The 12,869-nt window shown below is 65.2% G+C and carries 11 protein-coding genes; 8 read left to right on the top strand and 3 right to left on the bottom strand.

The genetic code is table 11. The features are described from left to right. Nucleotides 1-196 precede the first annotated feature (196 nt). From dnaB to IEQ44_RS05930, 6 genes are all read left to right on the top strand, one after another. Nucleotides 197-1,594 carry a replicative DNA helicase gene (gene dnaB, locus IEQ44_RS05955; protein WP_227487022.1) on the top strand — a complete coding sequence of 466 codons (1,398 nt, stop codon included), beginning with the start codon at nt 197-199 and terminating at the stop codon, nt 1,592-1,594. Between the two features lie 86 nt (nt 1,595-1,680). Continuing rightward, entirely contained in the window at nt 1,681-2,808 is a 1,128-nt protein-coding gene (locus tag IEQ44_RS05950; RefSeq protein WP_193637515.1) for a CHAT domain-containing protein, read from the top strand. A gap of 108 nt (nt 2,809-2,916) precedes the next feature. After that, nucleotides 2,917-4,464 carry a type I restriction-modification system subunit M gene (locus tag IEQ44_RS05945; RefSeq protein ID WP_193637514.1) on the top strand — a complete coding sequence of 516 codons (1,548 nt, stop codon included), beginning with the start codon at nt 2,917-2,919 and terminating at the stop codon, nt 4,462-4,464. Then, on the top strand, nt 4,461-5,966 hold the full coding sequence (locus IEQ44_RS05940) for a type I restriction-modification system subunit M (RefSeq protein WP_193637513.1): 1,506 nt from the start codon (nt 4,461-4,463) through the stop codon (nt 5,964-5,966). The genes IEQ44_RS05945 and IEQ44_RS05940 overlap by 4 nt, the downstream gene beginning before the upstream one ends. Then, nucleotides 5,963-7,159: a restriction endonuclease subunit S gene (locus IEQ44_RS05935; protein ID WP_193637512.1), complete on the top strand. Its 1,197-nt coding sequence runs from the start codon at nt 5,963-5,965 to the stop codon at nt 7,157-7,159. The genes IEQ44_RS05940 and IEQ44_RS05935 overlap by 4 nt, the downstream gene beginning before the upstream one ends. After that, nucleotides 7,159-10,095, top strand: a complete 2,937-nt coding sequence (locus tag IEQ44_RS05930) for a type I restriction endonuclease subunit R (protein ID WP_193637511.1) — start codon at nt 7,159-7,161, stop codon at nt 10,093-10,095. Before IEQ44_RS05935 ends, IEQ44_RS05930 begins: the two co-directional genes overlap by 1 nt. Nucleotides 10,096-10,295: 200 nt before the next feature. Here IEQ44_RS05930 and IEQ44_RS05925 read toward each other — a convergent pair whose 3' ends face one another. Next, the gene (locus tag IEQ44_RS05925; protein ID WP_193637510.1) at nt 10,296-10,445 is read right to left on the bottom strand and encodes a hypothetical protein; all 150 of its coding nucleotides are present in this window, start codon (nt 10,443-10,445) and stop codon (nt 10,296-10,298) included. Between IEQ44_RS05925 and IEQ44_RS16825 the strand changes: the two genes are divergently transcribed. Both IEQ44_RS16825 and IEQ44_RS05915 read left to right on the top strand, forming a co-directional pair. Then, nucleotides 10,444-11,136: a hypothetical protein gene (locus IEQ44_RS16825; RefSeq protein ID WP_227486983.1), complete on the top strand. Its 693-nt coding sequence runs from the start codon at nt 10,444-10,446 to the stop codon at nt 11,134-11,136. The genes IEQ44_RS05925 and IEQ44_RS16825 overlap by 2 nt on opposite strands. Further along, on the top strand, nt 11,129-11,566 hold the full coding sequence (locus tag IEQ44_RS05915; RefSeq protein ID WP_193637509.1) for a hypothetical protein: 438 nt from the start codon (nt 11,129-11,131) through the stop codon (nt 11,564-11,566). Before IEQ44_RS16825 ends, IEQ44_RS05915 begins: the two co-directional genes overlap by 8 nt. Here IEQ44_RS05915 and IEQ44_RS05910 read toward each other — a convergent pair. After that, nucleotides 11,533-12,111, bottom strand: coding sequence for a hypothetical protein (locus IEQ44_RS05910; protein ID WP_193637508.1), 579 nt, complete (start codon nt 12,109-12,111; stop codon nt 11,533-11,535). The two genes, IEQ44_RS05915 and IEQ44_RS05910, sit on opposite strands and share 34 nt — an antisense overlap. Next, the gene (locus tag IEQ44_RS05905; RefSeq protein ID WP_193637507.1) at nt 12,108-12,806 is read right to left on the bottom strand and encodes a hypothetical protein; all 699 of its coding nucleotides are present in this window, start codon (nt 12,804-12,806) and stop codon (nt 12,108-12,110) included. Before IEQ44_RS05905 ends, IEQ44_RS05910 begins: the two co-directional genes overlap by 4 nt. Between the last annotated feature and the right edge of the window lie 63 nt (nt 12,807-12,869).

Below are 12,869 nucleotides of genomic sequence, written 5' to 3'. Positions count from 1 at the left end.
GTGGCAGCGGGCCCTCCAGAGCGCGTACGTTCGCACGCGTCCCACGAGTCCGTCGAGCAAGTTGTCGGTGGCTCTGCCTAGCGTGGACGGTGCGGTTCGACATCCGCGGCCGTGCCCCGGCGGGACGGTGCGGACGCCCCGCGCCACGTCCGTCAGCAGCATCACCGGAGGCCTTGTGAGCATCACCGAGCAGCACCTGCTCAACCCCGGCGAGCCCTTCGACAACTGGGGTGACGGCCCCGCGGCATACGAGCCCGGCGAGGCGCCCCGTGGCCCCAACGACCGGACCCCGCCGCAGGACAACGCCGCGGAGCAGTCCGTGCTCGGGTCGATGCTGCTCAGCAAGGACGCGATCGCCGACGTCTCCGAGGTCCTGCGCGGCATGGACTTCTACCGCCCCGCCCACGAGCTGATCCACGACGCGATCATCGACCTCTACGGCCGCAGCGAGCCCGCCGACCCGGTCACCGTCGCTGCGGAGCTGCAGCGGCGCGGTGAGCTGGCGAAGGTCGGCGGCGCCCCCTACCTGCACACCCTCGCGGCCAACGTGCCGATCGCGGCCAACGCCGGCTACTACGCCGAGATCGTGCGCGAGAAGGCGATGCTGCGCCGCCTGGTCGAGGCCGGCACCAAGATCGTGCAGCTCGGCTACGCCGGCGAGGGGCAGGTCGACGACGTCGTCGACCAGGCGCAGGCCGAGGTCTACAAGATCACCGAGAAGCGCGCGGCCGAGGACTACGTGCCGCTGAGCGACATCATGAACGACGTCCTCGACGAGATCGAGGCGATCGGCAGCCGCGAGCAGGGCGTCTACGGCGTGCCGACCGGGTTCGCCGAGTTCGACGACCTCACCAACGGCCTGCACTCCGGTCAGATGATCATCGTCGCGGCCCGACCCGCGATGGGTAAGTCGACGCTCGCCCTCGACTTCTGCCGCGCCGCCTCCATCCACAACAACATGACCAGCGTCTTCTTCAGCCTGGAGATGACGCGCGCCGAGATCGTGATGCGTCTGCTCTCCGCCGAGGCGAAGGTCGCGCTCAACCACATCCGCACCGGTCAGATGACCGAGGACGACTGGGAGCGCCTGGCCCGCAAGATGGGCGAGGTCTCGGCTGCGCCGATGTACATCGACGACTCACCCAACATGACGATGATGGAGATCCGGGCCAAGGCCCGACGCCTGAAGCAGAAGCACGACCTGCGCCTCGTCGTCATCGACTACCTGCAGCTGATGAGCTCGGGCAAGAAGGTCGAGTCCCGCCAGCTGGAGGTCTCGGAGTTCTCCCGCCAGATCAAGCTGCTCGCCAAGGAGCTCGAGGTCCCGATCATCGCGCTCTCGCAGCTCAACCGTGGTCCCGAACAGCGCAGCGACAAGCGCCCCATGATGAGCGACCTTCGTGAGTCCGGCTCGATCGAGCAGGACGCCGACATGGTGATCCTGCTGCACCGCGAGGACGTCTACGAGAAGGAGTCGACCCGCCCCGGCGAGGCCGACCTGATCGTCGCCAAGCACCGTAACGGCGCGACGAAGGACATCACCGTCGCCTTCCAGGGCCACTACTCCCGCTTCGTGGACATGGCGCACCACTGACGGCCACGTCTGTCGAGATGCAGCCAAAACGAGGCGATCGAACTTTCGCCTCAAGAACACTGATTCAGTAGAGATTGGACTGAGCGATGGCACGCAGCGACACGCTCCGCCGGGAGATCGCGGGCCTCGAGACAAAGAAGGCTGGCTTCGCGAAGGTGATCGCCGCGCAGGAGAAGGTCGCGGCCACTGCTCGCGAGGCGACGCGGAAGAAGCGCGAGCAGGCCAGCCGCTCCAGGAGCGCCACGACAGTACGGACGGCTCTTGCAGCAGCCGAGCGCGAGGAGAAGAAGGCGGCGGCCGCCGAGGACAAGATTGCGAAGGCGCGGAAGGACATCGCGACGGTCGACAAGAGCATCGCTTCGAAGACCACGTCGCTCCGAACGGCTGAGGCGTCGGAGCGGCGGAGCGCGGAGAGTGCGCAGCGCCGCGATGACACCCGCCGCCGTCGAGAGGAGATCAACCACGCTCGGGCGGTGGCGCAGGCGAGCGCTCCACCGGCGCAGGTCCGCTACGTCGAGGTCACACCACCCCGGCCGGAGCCGCTCCGCGTCCTCTACCTCACCTCCAACCCGGATGCGACCGAGACATCGGTGACGAGCCCTGACGGCTCTGTTGTTGAGCAAGGCACCTGGCTGCGCGTAGACCAAGAGGTTCGGCAGGTTAAGCAGGGACTGCGAAGCTCGAAGTATCGCGACCTCGTGGTCGTTGAGCACGCTCCTGCAGCGACGTTCAACGATCTCTTGGACGGACTCAATGACCACCGTCCGCACGTCGTGCACTTCTCGGGGCACGCCGACACGCTCGGGGTGTGGATGGAGAACGAGGCTGGTGACACAGACGGACACGACGTGGACTTCTCGCTCCTGGCTCGGCTGCTTGGCGCGACCGACGAGCCACCGCGGCTCGTTGTTCTTAACGCATGCGAGAGCATCGAGGGCGCTGACGATCTGCTGCAGACCGTCCCGTTGGTGATCGGCATGTCCGACACGATCGATGACACTGCTGCCATCGTTTTCGCGAGGTCCTTCTATGCCGCGCTGGCCTCGGCGCAGTCCGTCGCGACGGCGGTCGAGCAGGCCAAGGTGCAGATGCTCGCGGCGTCGATGCTCGACCCGGATCAGGTGGACGACTCCAGCCTCCCGACCTTGCGCGCTCGGGATGACGTCGATCCGGCGACGCTTGTCCTGGTGGCACCTTCCGACTCCGCCCCATGAGGCTGGAACGAAGCGTCGGTAGCCATGCGGCGCCGGTTCGACAGCGCGTCTGACCGATGGTGGATACGGTGATCGTTGCGTAGTTCTGCAGCGACGATGAGGAGCCGTATGACCGAGGACGAGGCGCGCGCGGCTGCGCTCGCTCTGATGCCCCAGGGCGTCGAGCGGCTGACCCTCTCCGAGCTCGAGCAGTACCTGGCGGCGGCCGCGGACCTGCTCCGCGGGAGCATCGACCAGGCCGACTTCAAGGCCTACATCTTCCCGCTGATGTTCTTCAAGCGGATCAGCGACGTGTACCTGGAGGAGTACGCACAGGCGCTCGACGAGTCGGGCGGGGATCACGAATTCGCGCTGTTCGCCGAGAACCACCGGTTTGCGATCCCGTCGAGCAGCCTCTGGGAGGAAGTGCGCAGTCACGCGGAGAACATCGGCACTGCTCTGCACACCGCGTTCCGGGAGATCGAGAAGGCCAATCCCGACACCCTCTACGGGATCTTCGGCAACGCGAGCTGGACCAACAAGGACAAGCTCCCCGACCACAAGCTCGCCGACCTCATCGAACACTTCTCGACGAAGGCGCTGACCAACGCCGCGGTTCCCCCGGACGTGTTCGGCAACGCCTACGAGTACCTCATCAAGCGGTTCGCCGATCAGTCGAACAAAAAGGCGGGCGAGTACTACACGCCTCGTTCGGTGGTCGCCCTGCTGATCAACATCCTCGACCCGAAGGAAGGCGAGACCGTCTACGACCCTGCTTGCGGGACTGGCGGCATGCTGATCGAGGTTATCGAGCACGTGAAGGCGGCTGGTGGTAGCCCCAAGACCCTATGGGGCAAGCTCTACGGCCAGGAGAAGGTGCTTGCAACCTCTGCGATCGCCCGGATGAACCTCCTGCTTCACGGCGTCGAGGACTTCAAAATCGCGCGCGAAGACACGCTCCGCAACCCCGCCTTCTATACCGGCAACCACCTCGCCCAGTTCGACTGCGTGGTCGCGAACCCGCCGTTCTCACTCAAGAACTGGGGCGAGCCTGAGTGGGGATCCGACAAGTGGGGCCGCAATCAGCTCGGGGGCGTTCCGCCCAAGGGGTACGCCGACTGGGCGTGGGTACAGCACATGCTCACCTCCGCGCGCCCGAGGACCGGACGTGTCGCTGTCGTCCTGCCCCAGGGAGCCCTGTTCCGGCAAGGTGCCGAAGCTCGCATCCGCAGGCACATCCTCGAGTCCGATGCCGTCGACGCCGTCATTGGGCTCGCGCCCAACCTCTTCTACGGCACAGGACTGGCCGCGTGTGTCCTCATCCTTCGAGTGGTCAAACAGCCGGACGAGAAGAACAAGGTCCTCTTCATCAACGCCGAGGACCTGTTCAAGCGCGGCCGAAACCAGAACACCCTCGAGCCGGAGCACGCCGAGGCGATCCTGGACGCGTACGAGCTCTACTCCGACACCGAGGGCCGCTCCCGCGTGGTCGACCTGTCCGAGATCGAAGCCAACGACTTCAACCTGAACATTCCCCTCTACGTCGCGCCGACCGATGATGGCGAGAAGCTCACGCTGGCCGAGGCGCTCGCCGATCTCGAAGCAGCCCACGCCGCTGCGACCGAGACCCGTGCAGCGCTCGAAGCAGAACTGGCGAAGTGGGGTCTGTCCGCGTGACGTCCAGGATCAGCCAACGGGAGCTTGAGAACTATCTCTGGGGCGCCGCGACAGTGCTCCGCGGGCTCATCGACGCCGGCGACTACAAGCAGTACATCTTCCCGCTCGTCTTCCTGAAGCGGATCTCAGACGTCTACGACGAGGAGCACGCGGCCGCGATGGAGGTGTACGACGACGAGCAGCTCGCCGACCTCCCGGAAAACCATCGGTTCGCGATCCCCGACGGCTGCCACTGGGATGACATTCGCGGCGTCACCCAGAACATCGGCACCCACCTCCTCCACGCGATGCGGGCGATCGAGAAGGCCAACCCGGACACCCTGCCGGGCGTCTTCGGTGACGGCGACTGGGGCAATAAGGACCTGCTGCCCGACTCAACGCTGTCCAACCTGATCGAGCACTTCTCCACGAAGACGCTCTCGATCGCGAACCTGCCGGAGGACGAGCTCGGCAACGGCTACGAGTACCTGATCAAGAAGTTCGCCGACGACTCCGGCCACACCGCGCAGGAGTTCTATACCAACCGCACGCTCGTCCACCTGATGACCATGATGCTCGAACCCCAACCCGGGGAGTCCGTCTACGACCCGACTTGCGGCACCGGCGGCATGCTCATCTCCACCGCCGCGGAGCTCAAGCGGCAGGGCAAGGAGTGGCGCAACCTGCGGCTCTACGGCCAGGAGATCAACTACGGGACCTCCGCCATCGCGCGGATGAACCTGTTCCTCCACGGCATCACCGACGGCCACATCGCCCACGGCGACACCCTGAGCCGGCCGGCGTTCCTCGATGAGAAGGCTGGACTCCAGACGTTTGACGTCGTGCTCGCCAACCCGCCCTACTCGATCAAGACATGGAACCGCGCCGCCTTCGCTAAGGACCGGTATGGCCGAAGCGTCTGGGGCGTCCCGCCGCAGAGTGCGGCCGACTACGCCTTTATTCAGCACATCGCCAAGAGCCTCGACCCCGAGACTGGCCGGGCTGCGATTCTGCTTCCACACGGGGTTCTGCACCGTGTCGCGGAAGCGGCAGTACGTCGCACCATGGTCGAGTCGGACCTCGTTGAAGCCGTCATCGGGTTGGCGCACGGCCTGTTCTACAACTCGGGTATGGAGGCCATCGTCCTCGTCCTGAACGCCAACAAACCCGCGGAGCGTCGGCGCAAGGTGCTCTTCGTTGACGCGAAGAATGAGTACTACCGGTCCGGAGTGCAGTCGTTCCTCAGCGAAGCGAACCAGCAACGGATGCTCGACGCATACCGTCGATTCGCGGACGAGCCGGGGTTCGCTGCAGTCGCGAGCCTTGAGCAGATCGCGGCGAAGAGTCACAGCCTCGCGATCCCTGCCTATGTGAAAGTCGAGGCGACTACTCCGGTAGCCGGCGACGGAACCGCGGCCTCCGACACGATCGCCGCGGTGGACGCTTGGCGCGCGGCCTCTGCTGACGTCGACTCAGCGGTCACGGCCGTCCTCGCGCAGTTGCGCGTGGAGGTCACCGCGTGAGCCTCAACCTCGACAAGTCTGCCTGGAAGCGCGTCCGCCTCGGCGACGTCATCCGCCGCTCCCGCAGGCAGGTCGACCCTTTCGAAGTCGGCGTCGAAAGGTACGTCGCCGGCGGCCACATCGACGGCGATTCGATCACCATCGACCGCTGGGGCGACGCAGGCGACGGCCAGATGGGTTCCACATTCCGCTACGTCTTCGAGGCCAGACAGGTCCTCTTCGTTTCCGCACGCCCCTACCTGCGCAAGTGCGGCATTGTCGACTTCTCAGGAGTCGTAGCTGACAAGACCTACGTCCTCGATGCCATCCCTGAGACGGGGCTGCTCCAAGAGTTTCTCCCCTTCGTCCTCGCTTCCGACGCTTTCATCGCGTACGCCACCGCTGAGGCCACTGGTTCGATGAACCCCCGACTGCTTTGGGGACCATTCCAGCGGTACGAGTTCGACCTCCCGCCCCTCGACGAGCAGAAGCGCATCGCTGATCTCCTCTGGGCCATGGAGCGCCACAAGCGTGCCCTGTGGGAGTCGCGAGACGCTGCGCTCGCAGCGCACCGAGTCTGGCTGGACGAGACGATCAAAGGCCTCGACAAGGCGCGGCATCGGACCGTCGGTGAGCTGATCGCCGCGAAGGAACTGACGCTGCTGACAGGACCGTTCGGAAGCACGCTGAGCGCGAAGGAGTTCATCGAGGGCGGCATCCCGGTCATCCATCCCTCGCACATTCGCGAGGGTCGCGCGACGGCCGATCCCAGGAGCACGCTGCCGCCAATCCGCGCTGAGGAACTGAAACGGTGGCAGGTGGCCGCCGGTGACATCGTGATGATGCGAAAGGGAGACGTTGGTCGCTCGGCGATCATCACACCGGAACAGGCTGGGTGGATCATCAGCTCCGACTGCATCTCCATTCGTCTCTCCGAGGATGCCAGCCTGAGTCCGGAGTTCCTTCGGCTCGCGCTCTCGGCGCCGACCGCCATGGCCACGCTGCTGAGGAATGCGCCGGGAACGACGATGCCAGGAATCAATGAGCGCTCGTTGCAGACGATCTCGGTGCCCGCACTGGACGACTCCGAGCAATCGTCAATGATCGAGAAGAGCCAGCGTTTGGAGTCGCTCACCGATCGTCTCCGCACCGAGCGCGATGCCGTGACTGAAGCATGTGCGTCAGTGTTGGCGGAAGTCTTCGGGGGCAACTGATGGCGCAGTTCAACGAGGCGAACTCCGTGCGCGACTTCCTCCGTGACCTGGTGCAGTCCATCGACGTCCAGTTCGTGCCGGGCAACGAGCTGCCGCGTCGTACCGACGAGGTGCTGCTGGAAGGTGTACTCAAGAGTGCGCTGATCAACCTCAACCCCGAGATCGAGGCGGACCCAGCGAAGGCTGATGAGGTCATCTACAACCTGCGCGCGGTCCTGATCGCGGCTCGCAACAGCCCTCACCCGGTGGTCGCCAACGAGGAATTCATGGCGTGGCTGACCGGGCAGAAGTCGATGCCGTTCGGTCCGAACGGAGAGCACACCACGGTCCGGCTGATCGACTTCGACAACCTCGACGAGGACTCGTCCAACCAGTGGATCGTTTCGACCGAGGTGACCTACAAGCAGGGTCGCCTGGAGAAGCGGTTCGACCTGGTGCTGTGGTGCAACGGCCTGCCGCTGGTCGTGGGCGAAGCGAAGACGCCGATCCGACCGGCGTACACCTGGATCGACGGTGCCGCGCAGATCCACGACGACTACGAGCAGAGCGTCCCGCAGTTCTTCGTGCCCAACGTGTTCTCTTTCGCGACTGAGGGCAAGGACTTCCGCTACGGCACCATCGGCATGCCGGTCGAGCTGTGGGGACCTTGGCGGGAGGACCCGACCGACGAGGACGCACCAGCAAAGATCGGGCTCGCCGCGGTCCGCGAGGCCGTCGAGGGCGTCCTGACCCCGCGTGCGGTGCTCGAGTTCCTTCGCTTCTTCACCCTCTACGCGACCGACAAGAAGCACCGCAAGATCAAGATCATCGCGCGATTCCAGCAGTTCCAGGCAACCAACCTGATCGTCGACCGGGTGCTGCTCGGAAAGGTCAAGCAGGGCCTGATCTGGCATTTCCAGGGATCGGGGAAGTCGCTGCTGATGGTCTTCACTGCACTCAAACTGCGTGCTATGGCCGAGTTGACCAACCCGACGATCCTGATCGTGGTCGACCGCATCGATCTGGACACCCAGATCACGGGCACCTTCAACGCCTCCGACGCGCCAGGCTTGGTGTCCACCGATTCCCGGGCGCAGCTCCAGACGCTGCTCAGCCAGGGCGCCCGGAAGATCATCATCACCACGATCCACAAGTTCGGCGAAGCACCCGGCGTACTCGACGCTCGACAGAACATCATCGCGATGGTCGACGAGGCCCACCGCTCCCAGGAGGGCGACTACGGGCAGAAGATGCGCGAGGCGCTGCCCAACGCCTACCTCTTCGGGTTGACCGGCACCCCGATCAACCGGCGCGACCGCAACACCTTCAAGTGGTTCGGTGCCCCCGAAGACGAGGGCGGCTACCTGTCGCGGTACTCCTTCCACGACTCCATCCGCGACGGCGCAACCCTGCCCTTGCACTTCGAACCGCGCCTGTCAGAGATCCACATCGACCAAGAGGCGATCGACGCGGCATTCGAGGAACTCGCTCGCGACCGCGGCCTTTCCGAGAGCGACAAGATCACGCTGTCGAAGAAGGCGGCCTCGATCGAGGTTCTGATCAAGACGCCTTCACGCATCGCGAAGATCGCTGCCGACATCGCGGCGCACTTCCAGGCGAAGGTCGAGCCGCAGGGCTTCAAAGCCCAGGTCGTCGCCTACGACAAGGCCTCCTGTGTCGCCTACAAGAACGAACTCGACGCGCACCTCGGCCCCGAGGCATCGACCATCGTCATGTCGAAGTCCCGTGGCGACTCACCAGACTGGGCCAAATGGACCCCCGGCGCCGAGGAGCTGGAGCAGGTCGTCGCTCGCTTCAACGACCCCGCCGACCCGCTCAAGATCATCATCGTCACCGCAAAGCTCCTGACCGGGTTCGATGCGCCGATCCTCTACTGCCAGTACCTTGACAAGCCGCTCAAGGAGCACACCTTGCTCCAGGCAATCACCCGCACCAACCGCGTGTACCCGCCGGACAAGACGCACGGCCTGATCGTCGACTACCTCGGCATCTTCGACGACGTCGCCAAGTCGCTCGCCTTCGACGAGCACGCCGTCCAGGAAGTCGTGTCGAACATCGAGGAGCTCAAGAAGCAGCTCGCCCCGGCGATGGCTACGGCCCTCGCGTTCTTCCCCGGCGTCGACCGCACCGTCGGCGGCTACGAAGGTCTTGTCCAGGCACAGTCCGCGATCGCCGACGACGTCACGAAGGACGCATTCGGTGCGGCGTACAGCGTGGTCTCGCAGCTCTGGGAGGCGCTGAGCCCGGACCCGATGCTGGCCGGATTCCGCGACGACTACCGGTGGATCACCGACGTGTACGAGTCCGTTCGTCCCTCTGATATCGCAGGTCGCTTGGTCTGGCACGCACTCGGAGCCAAGACCATCGATCTGATCAACGAGCATGTCCAGGTTGAGATCCCGCAGGGTGCCGACACCATCGTTCTGGATGCGCAGACGATCGAGGACCTGATGACCGGCAAGCGCAAAGACGTGCCAATCGACGAGATCGAGAAGCAGATCACGGCTCGCATCGCGCGCCACCTCAACAACCCGGTCTTCATCGAACTCGGACAGCGCCTCAACGATCTGCGGGAGCGATACGCCGATATCCAACAGTCCAGCCTCGACTTCCTGCGCGAGCTCCTCGAGCTCGCCCGCGACACCGTCGCCGCCGAGAAGGCCGCGGACGAGACCCCTCGCGAGGAGCAGGGCAAGGCCGCGCTGACCGAGCTCTTCGAAGCGCTGAAGGGCGAGGAGACGCCCATCATCGTGTCCAACGTGGTCGACCGGATCGACGAGGTCGTCCGGGGCGTTCGGTTCGAAGGCTGGCAGTCCACCATTCGCGGGGACCAAGAGGTGCGCCAGGCGTTGAGGAAGACGCTGTACGTCCAGTTCAAGATCCGCGACAACGACGTCTTCGAGAAGGCCCTCGGCTACGTCCGGGAGTACTACTGACCGATGCCAGGCAATGAGTTGGCGGCAACTCTAGCCAGACCCCTGTATCCGGAGTCGAGTCGACTCCGAGAAGGCGCTGAGGAGCCACTTGGTCCTGGCCAGATCCGCGGAGAGCGCGCGTCGGGCTCGGTGAGTGAGGTGGCGGTGCTCTAGCTCCGCCTCGAGCCGCTTGACCTCCGCCTGGAGACGCGCCGCTGCGCTCAGCGCCCGTTGCCGACATGACGGAGTGCAGTAGAGCTGGGGTCGGCCTGCTCGCCCCGACCACTCAACTCGACTTGTGCAGTCACCACCAGGTCGGAGAACGACTTCGCCGACCTCCTGTCCCGCGGCATCGAGCCCCTCGCGGACATGAACTTCCTGCCGGTGGATCACGAGCACAGCGACGAGAGCGGAGACACCGTCGTCCTTTCGCCTCGTGTTACTGACTTGGTCTGGATCAGCTGCCGACGCCCGCGCACGTCGTTCACCGTTCCGCCGAGTCACCTCTGGGTGTTCGTGACCGGGAGGATATGGCGCACCTACGACCACGACGGCCTCCCGCTCTCGCGGCTCAACACCGCCGCCTACGAGACCGCTATCGCCACCTTCCGCCGGGCGATCTGCTTCCGGGGTGAGGTGCAGCTCGAGCCATCGGTGGCAACTGGGCGCGAGAGCCCGGGCGAGAACGGCATGGCGACGCCCGAGCTCGTCACGACCCTGTGTGAGCTGCTCGGCGCCAAGCTGGTCGCCTACCTGAGCTCCGTCGCAGACACGGGCACCGTGCGAGCCTGGGCCGACCAGACCGATCCCCGCTCGCCGCCGGACGACGTCGTCGACCGGCTACGCATCGCCCACCAGGCCGCGTTGCTACTCGGTCTGAAGGACTCCGTCACCGTCATCCAGGCATGGTTCCAAGGCCGCAACCCGTACCTCGACGACTTCGCGCCAGCACGTCTGATCCGCGAGGGCGGTACGACCATCGCCGGCACGAGTGTGCTCGCGGCCGCTCGCGCGTTCGCCGCGTGCCCCGCCACACGGCATCAAGAGGACGGTCATGGCTGACGAGCGCGGCGAACCGTCGACTCTGGTCGCCAGCATCGACGACGACGCCAAAGGACGATGGCAGATCACCACCGAGACTGGGAGCACCTACGTCGTCGACCTCGATCAACGTGTCATCACCCGCGTCCCCGAGCTACGTGCCCTCCGGCACGACCACGAGTCCCTGCTCCTGCATCGGGTCATCGAGGCCCGCGTCGGCGACACCGGCTGCTTCCTCGTCCAGGTCCGCTCCGACGGCGTACCAACCCTGCGACTGACTTCCCACGTCACCCCAATTCGGCCAGCTCCGGCCTGGAGACGCTCGGAGGTCGGACAGTGGGCGCCACGAGTGACCGCGCCGTTCCACCACAACAAGCAGCCGATGTCGATAGGCCACGACTGCAGGCGCCCCACCTGTCACCACTCGCCCGCGCCGTCGGACACCCAATGAACTCGAGTGCCCACGGGCCATAGTGAGGCCTGCTCAAGGCTGCCTACCCTCCGTGAAGCGTTGTCGGCGAGACGCCTCCGATGCTCAGCGATAGCAGCTCGTCGGTTTCGCGTGCGTTGAGCGAGGAAGACGCCCGAACACCACGCGGTGAAAGCTGTAGCGGCGAGGGTAAATCCCATGATCATCATCAGCAGCGCGAGGCTGTCGAGCATCGTCAGGATCGCAGTGTGAGCCCGGACGGTTCGTGTCAGCACGCCGCCGGCATAACCGACCACCAGGCTCACCGCCGTGAACCCAAGCAGGACGGCGTGCTGGCGGGGCTTGAACGGTTCCTGGCCGAGACGGCGCGAGGCATAGACCGCTGCGCGATCCCGAGCTGATCGCTCCATCTCGTCGCGCTCGCTGCCGGTGGGAAGGAGCGCAGCTACCTCAAGCTCCTGACGCATCACGCGGCGTTCCAGCGCCCCGCGCCCGCCAGTGTTGTAGATCGCCGTCGCGACCACCGCCAACGTTGATACCGCGGCCGTCACCAAGGTGCTGCTCATACGCCACCGCCGTTGTCGCCGGTAGTGCCCTCGGTGCGCCCGGCCGGGGCCGAGCGGCCCACGACCGCACCTGTCGCCGGCGGTAGGTACGCCTGTTCTTCTATCCGGAATGCCTGAACCATTCCCGCGATGACGAGGAGCGGCAGGAGCGGAGGCAACCCGACCACTGCGCCTGGGCCGGTGACCCATCGTTTGAACGAAAGACTTGGAATCGAGATCCAACGGTCGTCGGCGGACCGCTCGGCTCGGAGGTCCAGAACGATCCCGACGCTCATGACGAACAGCGTCATCGCCAAGAACCAGGCAATCGAGCCGAGGCCGCCAATCTGGACCGCGACCAGGAGGAGTAGGGTCGACAGACTTGACCAAGCACCAGAGGCCTCCGATGGCGCAGCGGCGAGACACGCCAACACGGTTGCTGCGGCGAGGGTCGGAGCGTAGAGAGCCCCGTGCAGATCTAGCCAGGCGGCCGCGTCGGCAGGCCAGTTGAAGTTCGCATCAAAGTGTGCAGCGAGATCTGACACCACACTCAGGGGCGACGCAAGTGCTCCGCGCTGCGCGGACAAGGCAAGTGCACAGTAGAACCAAGTCGACGCTATCGCGGGACCAACGAGGGCGATCAAGCGCGACCACGTCAAGCCAACGAACTTCTGTAGCGCCTCGAACGTCGACTGCGTCTCGCCTACCAAGTTCACGATGAACTCCGATCTCGCTCTGATAGTTGCACTACTGGACGACAGACGGACATCGCCATGCTT

Origin of the sequence: Nocardioides malaquae (assembly GCF_015070385.1) — a bacterium.
Taxonomy (GTDB): Bacteria; Actinomycetota; Actinomycetes; order Propionibacteriales; family Nocardioidaceae; genus Nocardioides; species Nocardioides malaquae.
The sequence above is the reverse complement of the archived record's forward strand: the minus strand, read 5'-3'. Positions and strand labels throughout refer to the sequence as shown.

What these genes read in the sequence shown, in the direction of transcription:
- IEQ44_RS05945 (WP_193637514.1), top strand. Translation starts at nt 2,917, where the DNA reads ATGACCGAGGACGAGGCGCGCGCGGCTGCGCTCGCTCTGATGCCCCAG.
- IEQ44_RS05925 (WP_193637510.1), bottom strand. Translation starts at nt 10,445, where the DNA reads ATGTCCGCGAGGGGCTCGATGCCGCGGGACAGGAGGTCGGCGAAGTCG.
- IEQ44_RS05915 (WP_193637509.1), top strand. Translation starts at nt 11,129, where the DNA reads ATGGCTGACGAGCGCGGCGAACCGTCGACTCTGGTCGCCAGCATCGAC.
- IEQ44_RS05910 (WP_193637508.1), bottom strand. Translation starts at nt 12,111, where the DNA reads ATGAGCAGCACCTTGGTGACGGCCGCGGTATCAACGTTGGCGGTGGTC.
- IEQ44_RS05950 (WP_193637515.1), top strand. Translation starts at nt 1,681, where the DNA reads ATGGCACGCAGCGACACGCTCCGCCGGGAGATCGCGGGCCTCGAGACA.
- IEQ44_RS05930 (WP_193637511.1), top strand. Translation starts at nt 7,159, where the DNA reads ATGGCGCAGTTCAACGAGGCGAACTCCGTGCGCGACTTCCTCCGTGAC.
- IEQ44_RS16825 (WP_227486983.1), top strand. Translation starts at nt 10,444, where the DNA reads ATGAACTTCCTGCCGGTGGATCACGAGCACAGCGACGAGAGCGGAGAC.